This is a genomic window from Gilliamella sp. B3127 (assembly GCF_026536935.1).
In the GTDB taxonomy this organism is placed as follows: Bacteria; Pseudomonadota; Gammaproteobacteria; order Enterobacterales; family Orbaceae; genus Gilliamella; species Gilliamella apicola_E.
Genome location: NZ_JAFNNI010000004.1, coordinates 161,855 through 177,083 on the forward strand (window position 1 = coordinate 161,855; position 15,229 = coordinate 177,083).

Annotated in this window: 14 protein-coding genes; 10 read left to right on the forward strand and 4 right to left on the reverse strand. The window is 36.3% G+C overall.

Annotated elements, in window-relative coordinates:
- Positions 1 to 24 precede the first annotated feature (24 nt).
- Positions 25 to 435 carry a cysteine desulfurase sulfur acceptor subunit CsdE gene (gene csdE / locus J3U00_RS08120; protein WP_267332106.1) on the forward strand — a complete coding sequence of 137 codons (411 nt, stop codon included), beginning with the start codon at positions 25 to 27 and terminating at the stop codon, positions 433 to 435.
- A 26-nt stretch (positions 436 to 461) separates the two neighbouring features.
- Here the strand turns inward: csdE and dolP are convergent, their stop codons facing one another.
- Positions 462 to 1,034 (reverse strand): division/outer membrane stress-associated lipid-binding lipoprotein, encoded by a 573-nt coding sequence (dolP, locus tag J3U00_RS08125; RefSeq protein WP_065734991.1) that lies wholly within the window; start codon positions 1,032 to 1,034, stop codon positions 462 to 464.
- 243 nt (positions 1,035 to 1,277) lie between these two features.
- On the opposite strand from dolP, the gene J3U00_RS08130 reads away from it, so the two are divergent.
- The gene (locus tag J3U00_RS08130) at positions 1,278 to 1,976 is read left to right on the forward strand and encodes a DUF1266 domain-containing protein (protein ID WP_267332107.1); all 699 of its coding nucleotides are present in this window, start codon (positions 1,278 to 1,280) and stop codon (positions 1,974 to 1,976) included.
- On the forward strand, positions 1,973 to 4,588 hold the full coding sequence (locus J3U00_RS08135; protein WP_267332108.1) for a J domain-containing protein: 2,616 nt from the start codon (positions 1,973 to 1,975) through the stop codon (positions 4,586 to 4,588). Before J3U00_RS08130 ends, J3U00_RS08135 begins: the two co-directional genes overlap by 4 nt.
- Positions 4,589 to 4,713: 125 nt before the next feature.
- On the opposite strand, the gene J3U00_RS08140 is transcribed toward J3U00_RS08135, so the two are convergent.
- The 3 genes from J3U00_RS08140 to xthA form a co-directional block, all read right to left on the reverse strand.
- Positions 4,714 to 6,390 (reverse strand): molecular chaperone HscC, encoded by a 1,677-nt coding sequence (locus tag J3U00_RS08140; RefSeq protein WP_220225328.1) that lies wholly within the window; start codon positions 6,388 to 6,390, stop codon positions 4,714 to 4,716.
- 109 nt (positions 6,391 to 6,499) lie between these two features.
- Positions 6,500 to 7,843, reverse strand: a complete 1,344-nt coding sequence (xseA, locus tag J3U00_RS08145) for an exodeoxyribonuclease VII large subunit (protein WP_267330538.1) — start codon at positions 7,841 to 7,843, stop codon at positions 6,500 to 6,502.
- Between the two features lie 18 nt (positions 7,844 to 7,861).
- Complete coding sequence (xthA, locus tag J3U00_RS08150) at positions 7,862 to 8,668, reverse strand: exodeoxyribonuclease III (RefSeq protein ID WP_416379901.1); 807 nt, start codon at positions 8,666 to 8,668, stop codon at positions 7,862 to 7,864.
- 114 nt (positions 8,669 to 8,782) lie between these two features.
- Here xthA and tyrA point away from each other — a divergent pair, with 114 nt between their 5' ends.
- The 7 genes from tyrA (at position 8,783) to atpA (ending at position 15,220) form a co-directional block, all read left to right on the forward strand.
- Positions 8,783 to 9,904, forward strand: coding sequence for a bifunctional chorismate mutase/prephenate dehydrogenase (tyrA, locus tag J3U00_RS08155; protein ID WP_065734995.1), 1,122 nt, complete (start codon positions 8,783 to 8,785; stop codon positions 9,902 to 9,904).
- Positions 9,905 to 9,991: 87 nt separating this feature from the next.
- Positions 9,992 to 11,323, forward strand: a complete 1,332-nt coding sequence (gene glmM / locus J3U00_RS08160; protein WP_220225331.1) for a phosphoglucosamine mutase — start codon at positions 9,992 to 9,994, stop codon at positions 11,321 to 11,323.
- Between the two features lie 245 nt (positions 11,324 to 11,568).
- Positions 11,569 to 12,351, forward strand: coding sequence for a F0F1 ATP synthase subunit A (gene atpB / locus J3U00_RS08165; protein ID WP_065734997.1), 783 nt, complete (start codon positions 11,569 to 11,571; stop codon positions 12,349 to 12,351).
- Between the two features lie 37 nt (positions 12,352 to 12,388).
- Positions 12,389 to 12,625: a F0F1 ATP synthase subunit C gene (gene atpE / locus J3U00_RS08170; protein WP_065563772.1), complete on the forward strand. Its 237-nt coding sequence runs from the start codon at positions 12,389 to 12,391 to the stop codon at positions 12,623 to 12,625.
- 24 nt (positions 12,626 to 12,649) lie between these two features.
- Complete coding sequence (gene atpF, locus J3U00_RS08175) at positions 12,650 to 13,120, forward strand: F0F1 ATP synthase subunit B (RefSeq protein WP_065563773.1); 471 nt, start codon at positions 12,650 to 12,652, stop codon at positions 13,118 to 13,120.
- Positions 13,121 to 13,133: 13 nt separating this feature from the next.
- Positions 13,134 to 13,667: a F0F1 ATP synthase subunit delta gene (gene atpH, locus J3U00_RS08180; RefSeq protein WP_267332110.1), complete on the forward strand. Its 534-nt coding sequence runs from the start codon at positions 13,134 to 13,136 to the stop codon at positions 13,665 to 13,667.
- An 11-nt stretch (positions 13,668 to 13,678) separates the two neighbouring features.
- The gene (atpA, locus tag J3U00_RS08185) at positions 13,679 to 15,220 is read left to right on the forward strand and encodes a F0F1 ATP synthase subunit alpha (protein ID WP_065563775.1); all 1,542 of its coding nucleotides are present in this window, start codon (positions 13,679 to 13,681) and stop codon (positions 15,218 to 15,220) included.
- Positions 15,221 to 15,229: the final 9 nt, after the last annotated feature.

The following is a 15,229-nucleotide window of genomic DNA, read 5'->3' on the forward strand; positions in this document are numbered from 1 at the left end:
CTCTAATTATTAACTGGTTTTATTATGCTATCACCACTATTTGATTTATTTTCTAAGCAACATAATTGGCAAGATCGTTATCGGCAATTAATTGCTTTATCAAAGCAATTACCAGCGTTTCCTGATGACCAAAAAACTGAGGCTAATCAGATTGATGGCTGTGAAAACCGAGTATGGTTAACAGTCAAAAAACAACCTGATGATTCATTTATTTTTCAAGGTGACAGCGAAGGGCGAATTGTTAAAGGATTACTCGCCGTTTTAATTATGATTGCCAATAATAAAAATGCAGAACAAATTAAGGCCCTTGATTTTCACGCGATATTAAATCAGTTAAAAATTATTGATGAATTGAGTCAATCCAGGCAGCAAGGACTAGATAAAATAATTGAACGAATTAAATTGTTAACTAATGATGTAAAAAAAGGAGAATAAATTCTCCTTTTTTTAACTATTTATGATTAGCGTTGGGTGAATAATGTAACAACTTTCTTCACGCCAGCAACTTTACTTGCAACATTAGCGGCTTCTTGCCCTTCTTCACTGGTAACAATGCCAATTAAAAACACTTCGCTATTTTCAGTTACCACTTTGATATTACGTGCTTTTGTTTTGGAATTCATGACAAGTTGTGATTTAACTTTTGTTGTTATCCACATATCATTACTGATAGTTCCAGCACCGACAGGCTCACCTGAACGAATTTGGTTGTAAACTTTCTTCACACCTTCAACTTGATATGCAAGACGTTCAGCCTTTTCAATTTGTTCTGCATTCGCTTGGCCAGTTAAAATAATATTGCCATCATAGGTACTTGAAGAAATACGAGAGCCTATAAAGAAAGGACCATTTTCGCTTAGCTTATTATTCATTCTGGTATTGAGCGTTGTATCATCAACTTGCGTTCCAGTAGTACGTGGATCGGTTGCAACTTTTGCTGTAGCGCCAGCGCCGACACCAATAACAGCCGCGACACAACCTTGTAGCATTAAAGCACCCGATACTAATACAGCAACTAAGACAATTTTTTTCATTATTACTCCTTTTATTTACAGCTCAGTAAAATTCAAATACTGATAAATTCTTTTTATTATGCCTTGTAGATAATGATTTGCAAAATAATTTTATTATTCTGAAATGTAAAAGTTATTTGATTATTTTTAATTAACATATCTCAATAAAGCAATTACTCTACTTGTTAAAACAAACATTTATTTTTCTATAAAATCTGCTATCTTTTTACACAGATTAATAATAAACATTAACAGAGTTAAGCTATGCATCAAGATTGTATCGATTGGTTATTTGGATTATCTGCACCAATGGTTGCATTAAATAAAGAAGAAGGCGCAAGTTATACCTCACCTTATTTTTATCCAGAACGAAATTATACTGATATGAAAAAAGATTGGGGCATTGACTCTCGAGAAAGCCTATTATCAATGATTTTTGATATGGTTGATGATGGTCATGCGCCGGCTTTATCCAAACACTATTTTATGTACCCAAGATTAACCGCTCCTCATTGGCTTAAATATATTGAAAAACACTGCGATTACGATAAAGTCTTAATTGAATATGTAGAAAAAACCTATTCCGAGTGTGGTGTTGGTGGCATACGTAGTTTTGATTATGCAAGAATGGGCTATCTATTACGCAATGGCACCAGCAATATGTTCATTACTGAAGATGAAGCACTATGGATTTTTTATAGAATAGCGCTACGAGCTCAACACTATTATTCATCTTGGCAAAACTATTTTTCAGGATGGTTTATTGGGTATCAATATTGGGAATCATTATCCAATAAAGAAGATTTAGAGCAGCTACGTTGCGAATTATGTCGCTCATCGCGTAATTGGACTATGTCCAAGTTATATTCCAATGAAGACTCCCCCTATCATCACTTACCTTGGTATATCGAACTTGAAGAAATAGAAAAACCACAATCTTTAATGGAGTATGCTTGGTCATGAATAATAATTTTTGGCAATTATTGGGTATTGATAAAACCATTGATATAACAGAAATTCGTAATGCTTATCGAGCAAAACTTCCGCAATATCACCCCGAAACAGATCCAGTAGGCTTCAAAGCTTTACGGGAAGCTTATGAATTGGCGATGCAATACGCAAAGTCACCAGAAGAAACAGATGAACAGTCCAATCAAGAGCAAGAGGAAGTAAGAATTACCGAAGAAGAACGCCAAGTCAAAGAGATCTGCGATAATTATCAAGCTTTACTAGATGATCCTGCTCGCTGCAATGATGTTGATGAATGGCAAAAGTTTATTGCCTCCTTTTTTGATTACCCAATGTCTGTATTAGATATTGCCAAATGGAAAATGTTAAATATCAGTTATGATACATTAACCATATCACTTACTTGCTTAAAAATATTGGCAGAAAATTTACGTTGGCGCCAACAAGTGATGGATCACTATCCTGATAAGATTGAAATGTACGAGAATTTTTTCGATCACATTGAACGAGGTGATTTGTTTGACTATAACTGCCTACCTAAAAATAATAAAGCAGTACAAAATGAAACTATCAATTATGTGCGTAATGCGCAATGGATTTTTTGGGATAAACCTTATAAGGAATTAAATAAGTATTTTTCTATTCATACTGTGATTTACTTACCCAATAACCAGGAATTGATGGAAGATTTAGCTCATTGGCATAGCTTTGCTAAAGTGAAAAATAAAAGTTTATTAGAGTATGCTTTAACTCGCATCGCTAATTCCAATCAAGATGAAGCTAATCAATGGAAAGTTGTTGCAGCAATACAATACTCTTTACTTGAAGATGAAGAAAATGCCTTTCAATTCTGGATAGAGTTATATCATTTACCACAATATCAAGAGCAAGCTACTATTTGGTTAATTGAGTGGTGTACCAAAAAACATCAAAATTATTTACCTTTACTGCTCCTTGCACTTAATCAATCATATTGTCTACCCGCTGAAACTGATAATAAATATTTATATGCGATACCCCAGCTTACTACATCTACAAACTCGCGATTGTTTAAATTAAAAATAGAAGATTACCCAGAAGAAATTGCTAATGTTATTAGATGGGCAACTGATATTAATTGGAATTATCGCCAAGTGTTATATACATTATTACATGATGATGGAACCAGTAGCTTTTATCGCTTATATCGTCATGCAATTATGTTACGACACGGTAATGAAACATTATTACATGCAATCTTAAATGATCACTTTGAAGATCAATTTGAACAATTTATCTTACAAAATCTACAACGCCAGGCTAAACAGCACCTTGAATGGCTAACAAAACTTTCACCAGTCCAAGAATTTAAAGCTTGGTTATATTATGATGATACTATTATTCCAACTCAGTTTGACCCTGACGAAAATGGTGAATATGTTTTATTTGGTCGTTTATGGCTAGATAGATTCGATGATATTCCAGACACAGCTAAACTAAATTTATATAGAAATATTAGCTATCGCAATATGGAGATGTTTGACTGGCCAATATATTTTCATTTCAGAGGGCGAGATAATTTACCCAAATTACCAGTCGAGTTAATTACTGATAATAAAGATGCATATTGGCAATGGTATCGTCATTGTCTATTGGTCGTGACTATTGGTAATTCGCCGTTTAAAGCTGCAAATTTCATTAGGAAAAATAATCAGTTATTTCATTTGCCTGATGATGATCAACTCACACCACTATTAAATACTTTTAAGTCTAATGAATGGCAAAATGAAGTTGAGTTATATAATCTGATCGATTGTAATAACAAGCTAACTAGTAGTATGTTATGTAATTACCCTAATGCCATTGAATATTTTATTGATATACCTGAGGATGTTAATTTTACCGATATCAAACAAAATATAGATCAATTATGGCAAGCTAAATTAGCTAACCACTCACCAGCATATTTAATGCTACTCCATACAATAATCTTAAATAAACTGAATCAAAAAGAGGAGTTACATCAGGTCTTACAAAAATTAGCTGGTGATGATGAAGCATTGCAACAATTAGCTAAAGCATTTGAGAACAAACTATCAATCTCCTCCTCATTTAGGAAAGAAAATCGTGATATTTATCAATTATTAAACCAATTGAAAACCCTTAATGAAAATTTATCTGAAGATAATATGATTTTTAATGATGATAAAAGTAATAAATTGGAGAATATTAGAAGTGATACGGATAATGATCTAATATTACGTTTATGCTCTACACTGCTTCTAGCAAAAAATATTGAAAATCAAAAAAATCTTGAAGCAAAATCACTGCCTAAAAATAAATCGCATCAAATATGGCGTTGGAATGGTCGAACCAATGGCAAAGGTTTTTATAATCAAATATGTTGCGTCACCACGATATTAAGTTTTTTGATAATAAAGTTAAGTGGGGTGAAATCATCTCATCATATGATTTACTATATATTATTTGCATTAATTATAATTAATATTATTTTTGCAATTAGGCGACGTTCAAATGATGCATATAGTAGCGGAAAATATCGTCTTTCTATTTTCTCACCCTCAATTAATCAAACTAATCGCTATGGACCAACGTTAGATAGCTAAGCAAAGATACGGCTTATGCTATCTTCTTTGTATACTATCATCTTTGTATACTATCTCGTTTGTATACAATCCCCTTTGAAAAGCTATTTAATTATGACCAAAGGGGATATTTTAAATCTATCTGATTATCGATTAAGATCGTTAAGATTCGATTCAATTTCGCTTCGAACCTGTTCTATCTCTTCAAGATTTTGCTGATTTAAGACTTCCATAAAAGCTTCGATATAAGAGCCAATGAGTAGTCGTTCATCACCCAATGATTGTGCCCATGCTCTCTCTAACCTTGCTAATAAAGTACGATTTAACATTTCATCACGAGGATGAATTTTAAGTGCCGCTAATCGGTCATGGCTTTCTTGTTTTTGTTTATCGGTTAATCCAATCGGACTGTGATCAATCACTTTACCATGCAATGCCCCTGTTTCAAGTAATACCACGTCGACTTCAAGCAAACCATTTAAATCATAACTAAAGCGAACATCAATACCTTGTATTTTTTCCATAGGTGTGACGGGCACTTCAAATTCATCAATTAGAACGTTATTTTCAACCTTTGGATTCTCACCTTGATAAACAGAAAGCATAATACTTTTTTGTTGAGGGTATGAAGTGTAAAACGTTTTTACCTTTGAAGTTGGAACTATCGTATTACGCTCAATAATTGGCGAAAATAACCCTTTAATATTACCCGAAGAAATTTCAATACCAAGTGTATATGGGCAAACATCGGTTAGAATAACCTCTTCAACATCGGCATTTCGCAAACGACATGCCGCCTGAACAGCTGCACCTTGTGCAACAATAGTAGTTGGATTGATATGACGATAAGGCAGTTTACCAAATAACTTTGTCACTAACTCACGAACCACACCTAATTGCGATGAACCACCAACTAAAACAATATGTTCGAGTTCATTAGCCTTTAAGCGAGCATCACTTAATGCTTGTTCAACTGGCGCTCGTAATCGATTGAGTAATGGCAACCAAATTGACTTAGCTCTTACTTCATTTAATGAAAATTGCCATTGCTTATCTTGCCAAAACCATGTCAAATTATGCATTTGCTCGCCACTTAGCTTACATTTTAATTGTTCAGCTAAATCCAATAAACGCGCATAATCATCGACAGGAATATCTTCTTGTTTAAGTTCCCATTCACTCAAACATGCTTTAACTATTTCATGGGTAAAATCTTCACCGCCTAAGTAGTTATCGCCTGCTGATGCATGAACCTCAATGATTGGCATTGCATATTCCAATACTGTCACATCAAATGTGCCACCACCTAAGTCAAAAACCAGCGTATTTCCTGATTGTTCTTCATGTAATCCATACGCCATTGAAGCAGCTGTGGGCTCATTGATTAGACGGACTGCGTTTAATCCTGCAAGCTCAGCAGCAAAGCGAGTTTGTTTACGCTGTTCGTCATTAAAATAAGCGGGAACGGAAATCACGACATCACGAATTTCTTGTTTCAAGAAAGCTTCAGCATCCGCTTTTAATGATTTTAAAACTAATGCTGAAAGTTCTGTTGGGGTAAATTTTTGATCGCCCAACTCAAAAACTTTACTTGAACCTAAAAAACGTTTGAATGCTGCTGCACTACGACTAGGGTGAGTAGTTAAACGAGATAAAGCCGCATGACCAACCAAAATGGTATTATCTTCATCAATGCTGACAGCTGAAGGAGTAACAACTTCACCTATTGAATTGGGAATTAGTGTCGGCTGGCCATTTTGCCAAACACAAATTAAACTATTGGTAGTACCTAAATCAATACCTATTGGAGGATGTATAACCACTTTATTCTCTTAGTATTTTCCAACATGTCAGATATTATATCCTTAATACTATTTGAGGTGCAATTTTATCCAATGTGTTGAGTTAAACATTATTGAAAAAAGAGCAGTTTTACTTATTTTTTTTATCTATCTCAACAATTTGGCTGATTAATTTACCTGTCTTAAGCTGGGTTAAAATAAAGTCACCAATAGACACTTGTTCAACCGTTCTTATCACTTGTTGTTGCTGGTTAGTCGTTACTGAATAACCACGATCTAAAGTAGCAAGTGGACTAACACTATTAAGCTGAGATGTTTTTAATACAAATTCATGCTTAGCGTCCGTTAACCTTTTTTGAACCAGATTAATCAGTTGCTGCTGTTTTCTCTCTAGGTTTTGACCATAATAGAGCACTTTATGTTGTGGTGAAACACGTAACAAATATTTATCCAGCATATTATGTCGATAGGATTGTTTAGATAAATAGTGCTGCATATTTTCAAATAAAGCATGACGACTAGTTAATAAACGATTTAATTGCTTAGATAATTTAGTTTGAGGATGTTGTGATTGCAATCGTTGATAACGCTTATTTAATAATTCTCGTCGACGTACTAAATAGTAATCAATCGCCATACATAAGTATTGTTCTTGAACTTGTAAACTTTTTATCTGCTCTAGCTTATCCCGGCTAACCAACTCAGCTGCTGCCGATGGGGTAGCTGCGCGCACATCAGCAACAAAGTCAGCAATGGTGAAATCAACTTCATGACCAACAGCACTAATAATAGGTAATTGACTAGCAAAAATAGCTCTAGCTAAAAGCTCCTCATTAAATGACCAAAGATCTTCAAGCGATCCCCCTCCTCGCCCAACAATTAAAACATCACATTCTTGGCGAATATTTGCGATTTGAATCATTCTGGCAATTTGTGCCGCTGCTTCGGTACCTTGTACCGACGTTGGGTAAATAATCAAATTCAAACTTGGATCGCGCCGGTTTAATATCTGACAAATATCATGTAGTGCTGCACCTGTTGACGAAGTAATAATCCCAACCGTACGAATATTATCAGGTAACGACTTTTTATAAATCGGATCAAACAATCCTTCTTCTGACAGTTTTTGCTTCAGTTGCTCAAACTTTTGTTGTAACAAACCAGCACCAGCTGGTTGCAATTGATTAATAACCAATTGATAATCACCACGTGCTTCATAAAGAGTTACCGAGGCATTAACTAAAACTTGTTGACCATTTTGAGGGGTAAATCCCGTACGATAATTATTATTACGAAACATGGCACAACGCACTTGCGCAATATCATCTTTCAAAGTGAAATACCAATGACCTGAAGCTGGACGAGAAAAATTGGAAATTTCACCAACTAACCAAACTTGCCCAATAGCATCAGAAAGCAAATCTCTAACTATTTGATTAAGATCTTTTACCGATAAAATCGAACTATTGTGCATACTATTATCCTAACAAGTTTAATCTAAATCAAAGTCGGCCCAAATTGGCGCATGATCGGAAGGTTTTTCCATACCACGAATATCGTAATCAATACCGGTTTCACCACAATACTGCATAAGTTTTTCACTAGCTAAAATAAGATCGATTCTTAATCCGGTTTTTACACTAAAACCTCTGGAACGATAATCAAACCAAGAAAATCTCTGTGTATCTGGGTTGGCATGACGGTAAGCATCAGTATAACCTGCTGCCATTAAATTATTTATCCATTCACGCTCTTCAGGTAAAAAAGAGCATTTACCCGCACTTAACCACCGTTTGCGGTTATTTTCATTAATCCCAATATCTAAATCAGTTGGACAAATATTCATATCACCCATAACGAGTGATAATTGGCTATTCAGCTGTCGATCCTGTATATATTCAACTAAATCTTGATAAAATTTACGCTTAGCTGGATATTTAATTTCATTATGCAAACTTTCACCTTGCGGAAAATAACCATTAATGACGGTTAAATTACCTTTGCTAGTCGGAAACTCAGCTACCATTAATCGACATTGTGCACCATCTTCATCGGTCGGAAACCCACACTCGACCGATAACGGTTTTTGCTTAGTCAATAAAGCTACACCGTAATAACCTTTTTGACCGTGATAATATAAATGGTAGCCAAATTGCTTAAGTTCCTCGATTGGAAATTGGTCATTATGAACTTTAGTCTCTTGTAAACCAATGATATCGGGCTGATGTCTTTCAATAATCGCAGCTAATTGATGGATTCGAATACGAATACTATTAATATTAAAAGATAAAACTTTAATCATAAATTTATTGTATTTGATTTAATTTTGCAATTGACCCATGCTACCAAAAATACGTTATACTGTTAAGCAATTACAGCGAAAGCTATAACTAGTGATTAAAGGATCAACAATATGTCTAAGGAATTACTTTCATTGCGTCATAAAATTGATGAAGTTGACAAATCAATTTTAGCTTTAATTAGTCAACGACTAGCATTAGTTGCCGAAGTTGGTGAGGTAAAAAGCGAGCATGGAATTCCGATTTATGATCCTAAACGTGAAGCCGATATGTTAGCTAAACGTAAGCAAGAAGCCGAAAATTTAGGTATATCACCCGCATTAATTGAGGATATTTTACGCCGATTAATGCGTGAATCCTATATCAGTGAAAACGACAAAGGTTTTAAAAAAGTTTACAACGGCAAAGGCTCGATTGTCATCATTGGCGGTAATGGACAAATGGGTAGACTATTTGCCAAACTATTTACCCTATCAGGTTATGAAGTTAAAACTTTAGGTTCCAAAACCATGCATCAAGCAGCCGAAGTTGTCGCTGATGCCGCTGCCGTTATTGTTACAGTACCTATCAACAAAACATGCGAAATCATTGAACAATTACCGCCGTTACCTAAAGATTGCATTTTAACCGATTTTACATCAATCAAAGTCAAACCTTTACAAGCCATGCTAGCCAAACACGCGGGGCCTGTGGTTGGATTGCATCCAATGTTTGGTCCGGACGTGCCAAATTTAGCCAAACAAGTCATTGTCTACTGCCAAGGTCGATATCCTGAACAATATCAATGGTTAATTGAACAGATGCGAATTTGGGGAGCCAATTTGTGCGCGATTGATGCCAAAGAGCATGACAAATGTATGTCGTTTATTCAAGCATTACGCCATTTTACTTCGTTCTCATATGGTGTAAATTTACAACGAGAACACGCTGATTTAGAACAATTAATTACCTTATCATCACCTATTTATCGCTTGGAGTTAATGATGGTTGGTCGCTTATTTGCTCAAGATCCCGTTCTTTATGCCGATATCATCATGGCGTCAGATGAAAATATTGAGTTAATCAAACGCTATTATGAATGTTTTGGGCAAATGGTTAAATTAATTGAACAACGAGATAAAACTAAATTCATTGAAAATTTTAATGAAGTAACTAAATGGTTTGGCAGTTATGCTGAACGTTTTATAAAAGAGAGCCAAGTATTATTAAAATTTGCTAATGACAATCGAGAATAATTTTACTTCGCTTCCTTTTATAGGATAAAAAACGACTTATAAGAAAGGCAATTGGTCAAATAAAAAACTTTAGTATGAGGAAATAACATGTCTAATCGGAAATATTTTGGGACAGATGGTATTCGTGGAAAAGTTGGAGAATATCCTATCACGCCTGATTTCGCCCTCAAGTTAGGCTGGGCAGCAGGACGAGTACTGGCTAAAGATGGTGTTAAAAAAGTCCTCATCGGTAAAGATACTCGTATTTCAGGTTATATGCTTGAATCGGCTTTAGAAGCAGGATTTGCCTCCGCGGGCGTCGCTGCTGCTTTTACTGGACCAATGCCAACACCTGCCATTGCTTATCTAACTCGCACATTTCGGGCTGATGCGGGTGTAGTCATATCGGCCTCTCATAACCCATTTTATGATAACGGTATTAAATTTTTCTCAACTGAAGGGCGAAAACTCGATGACGCCATTGAATTAGAAATCGAAGCCGAGCTTGAAAAACAGATCGACTGTGTTGAATCAAAACAACTTGGCCGAGCAAGCCGAATAACCGATGCAGCTGGCCGATATATCGAATTTTGTAAAAGCACCTTTGATCACGACTTAAGTCTATCAGGACTAAAAGTTGTTGTGGATTGTGCCAATGGAGCCACTTACCACATTGCCCCAAAAGTACTTCGAGAACTTGGTGCTAAAGTAATAAAAATTGGTTGCGAACCGGATGGAGTCAATATTAATGAAAACTGTGGTGCTACTGATGTAAAAGCATTAACTAAAACTGTCCTTGAAGAAAAAGCTGACTTGGGCTTTGCTCTTGATGGTGATGGTGACCGCATCATTATGGTCGATCATAAAGGCAATAAAATTGATGGTGATTTAATTATTTACATTATTGCTCGTGAAGCCTTAAGGCAAGGTCAACTTAAAGGTGGCGTTGTCGGGACATTGATGAGCAACATGGGACTTGAAATCGCCCTTAAAAATCTTGGCATCCCATTTGTACGAGCAAAAGTGGGTGACCGTTATGTGCTTGAAATGCTGGTTGAAAAAAATTGGCGATTAGGTGCTGAAAATTCAGGCCATGTCCTTTTACTTGATAAAACCACAACAGGCGATGGTATTGTTGCAGGCTTACAAGTTCTGGCTGCAATGATAAGAAATAACATGTCACTCGCTGAATTATGTCAAGGCATGACCATGCTACCACAAATATTAATTAACGTTCGTTATACAGGAAACCCATTAGCCAATGCTGCGGTCAAATCTGCAATTGAACAGGCAGAAACGCAACTTGGCAATGAAGGTCGGGTATTGATACGCAAATCCGGCACCGAACCGCTTATCCGCGTAATGGTAGAAGGTAGTAATCACTCTCAAGTGCAAAAATTAGCGGAACAAATTGCCAATGCAGTTAAAGCATCAAATTAGCCTGTTTTTTCATCATTAATTAAGCTATTGATGAACAATATTTCTAATAAAGTGAGCGGTAAAGCTGTTATTCTTTACACAAAATTAGTAAAAAGTGTCTAAATTCTTTATTTTTTTAATCAGTTGTTGACTTATTATAGGGAATTAGGTTTAAAATAATAGCTTCGGTTATTGCAGTGATTGTTTATACCTTTTAAGGAAAAGCAAACTGTAGTTTTCATTTTTAAAATAGGTAAGAGGGTTATATGGCAGTTTCCTCTCCAGCTTCACCGCAAGCTTATATAAAACACCATCTGGAGAACTTACAAGTTGGTTCTGGTTTTTGGACCTTTAATCTTGATTCCTTGTTCTTCTCAATTGTACTTGGTGTGCTTTTCTTATGGATTTTCCATCGTGTAGCAAGGAAAGCGACGAGTGGCGTACCAGGTAAACTTCAATGTGCGGTAGAGATGATCTTTGAATTTGTAAATAATACTGTCAAAGACATGTTCACAGGTCAAAATAAACTCATTGCCCCTTTAGCACTTACTGTGTTTATCTGGGTATTTTTGATGAACTTAATGGATCTAATTCCTGTTGATTTCCTACCTTATGCGGGACAATATTTAGGTCTATCTCATTTAAGAGTCGTACCGACAGCTGACGTGAGTATCACAATGTCAATGTCACTCGGTGTCTTTGCACTTATCATCATTTATTCAATCAAATATAAAGGGATTTCAGGGTTTATTAAAGAATACACCTTGCATCCATTTAATCATTGGGCTTTTGCACCAATCAATTTAGTCCTTGAACTTGTTAGCTTATTAGCTAAACCTGTTTCTTTAGGATTACGACTCTTCGGTAACATGTATGCTGGTGAACTTATCTTCATCTTAATAGCAGCATTATTACCTTGGTGGTCACAATGGGTATTATCACTACCATGGGCTATCTTCCATATTTTGATAATCACCTTACAAGCATTTATTTTTATGGTGTTGACTATCGTCTATTTAGCGATGGCCTCAACAACAGAAGATCATTAATTTTAACTTTTTTTTAGATAATAAACTGGAGTATATAATGGATAGTATGAGTATGTTATTTGTAGCCGCTGGCATAATGATGGGATTAGCTGCAATCGGTGGTGCAGTTGGTATCGGTCTATTAGGTGGTAAATTCTTAGAAGGTGCTGCTCGTCAACCAGAATTAATGCCTATGTTACGTACACAATTCTTTATCGTTATGGGCTTAGTTGATGCGATTCCTATGATTTGTGTGGGTATTGCGCTATATGTTATTTTTGCTGTTGCTGGTTAATAATAATTTAAGAGGAATTGTCTCATGAATATGAACGCAACTCTCCTCGGCCAAGCAATTACATTTGTATTGTTTGTTTGGTTCTGTATGAAGTTTGTTTGGCCTCCGGTTATCCGAGCGATTGAAAAACGCCAAAAAGAGATAGCGGAAGGATTAGCTTCAGCAGAAACAGCAAAAAAAGATTTGGAATTAGCCAAAGCAAATACATCTGACATAATGCAACAGGCTAAGGTTGAGGCTAATGCAATTATTGAGCAAGCGAATAAACGCAAAGCAGCCATTCTAGAAGAAGCTAAACAAGAAGCTACTCGTGAAAAAGAAAGGATTGTTGCTCAAGGACTTGCTGAAGTTGAGGCTGAGCGTAAACGCGCTCGTGAAGAGCTTAAACAACAAGTCGCTACACTCGCTATTGCCGGTGCAGAAAAAATTATTGAACGTTCTGTTAATGAAGCCGCTAACAGCGACATCATTGATAAACTCGTAGCTGAACTATAAGGAGAATAGAGCAATGGCTGACTTAATTACGATTGCTCGCCCTTATGCTAAAGCCGCTTTCGACTTTGCTGTTGAAAAAAATAGCATCGAATCATGGCACAAAATGTTAGTGTTAACTGCTGAAGTGAGCAAAGATGCTCAAATAAAAAGCATTTTAACATCTGACATGAAAACCGATTCAGTGGCTAACTTACTCATCAACATCTGTAAAGATGTGCTTGATGAGTTTAGCACTAATTTTATTAAAGTGATGGCTGAAAACAAACGCTTATCCCTTCTTCCTGAAGTGTTAACATTGTTTGAGCAATACTGTTTAGAAAGAGAAGTCCAAGCAGACGTTGATGTAATTTCTGCCAATGAGCTTACTAGTGAACAACTTGATAAAATTTCTGTCGCTGTCGAAAAACGTTTATCACGAAAAGTAAAACTAAAATGTCATATTGATAAATCGCTCATTTCTGGTTTTATTATTCGTACGGGCGATATGGTTATTGATAGTAGTATCAGAGGACGTCTAAATCGACTAAATGACGTTCTACAGTCTTAAGGGGACTGATAATGCAGCTAAATTCAACTGAAATAAGTGAACTAATTAAAGAGCGGATAGCTCAGTTCAATATTGTGAGTGATGCTCACAATGAAGGAACGATCATCTCAGTAAGTGATGGTATCCTTCGAATCCACGGATTAACTGATGTCATGCAAGGCGAAATGATTGCATTACCAGGCAACCGATATGCAATGGCATTAAACCTTGAAAGAGATTCTGTTGGTGCGGTGGTCATGGGACCATACGAAGACTTATCTGAAGGGATGAAAGTACAATGTACTGGCCGTATTTTACAGGTACCAGTAGGTGATGGTTTATTAGGCCGTGTTATTAACACACTTGGTGAACCAATTGATGGTAAAGGTTCGATTCAACATGACGGCTTCTCACCTGTAGAAGTTGTTGCGCCAGGCGTTATCGATCGTCAATCTGTTGACCAAGCGTTACAAACTGGTTATAAAGCGGTTGACTCAATGATTCCAATTGGTCGTGGTCAACGTGAACTTATCATCGGTGACCGTCAAACCGGTAAAACCGCATTAGCCATCGACGCCATTATTAATCAACGTGATTCTGGTGTTAAATGTATTTACGTCGCAATCGGTCAAAAACAATCAACTATTGCTAACGTAGTGCGTAAACTTGAAGAGCACGGTGCACTTAAAAATACCATTGTGGTTGTTGCATCAGCGTCTGAATCAGCAGCATTACAATACTTAGCACCTTACGCGGGTTGTGCTATGGGAGAATACTTCCGTGACCGCGGACAAGATGCACTAATTGTTTATGATGATTTATCTAAACAAGCCGTTGCTTATCGTCAAATTTCATTACTACTTCGTCGTCCACCAGGGCGTGAAGCTTACCCTGGTGACGTGTTCTATCTTCACTCACGTTTACTTGAACGTGCAGCTCGTGTTAACGAAGCTTATGTTGAAGAGTTCACCAAAGGCGAAGTAAAAGGTAAAACCGGTTCATTAACTGCGTTACCAATTATCGAAACTCAAGCGGGTGACGTTTCTGCATTCGTACCAACTAACGTAATTTCGATTACAGATGGTCAGATCTTCCTTGAAACCAGCTTATTCAACTCGGGTATCCGTCCTGCGGTAAACCCAGGTATCTCGGTTTCTCGTGTGGGTGGTGCTGCTCAAACTAAGATAATGAAAAAATTATCAGGCGGTATTCGTACAGCGCTTGCACAATATCGTGAATTAGCCGCTTTCTCACAATTTGCATCTGACTTAGACGAAGCAACAAGAAACCAATTAAGCCACGGTGAAAAAGTAACTGAATTACTCAAACAAAAGCAATATTCACCAATGACTGTTGCAGAGCAATCAATTGTACTTTATGCCGCTGAGCGTGGTTATCTAGAAGATGTTGAACTTGCTAAAGTATTATCATTTGAAACAGCACTTCTATCTTATGCCCATAGTCAATATGCCGATTTTGTAAAACAGATCGACGAGACAGGCAATTACAACGATGAGATTGAAAGTAAGTTAAAAGCATTGCTTGAAAGCTTTAAATCAACTCAAACTTGGTAAGGGTGAGGT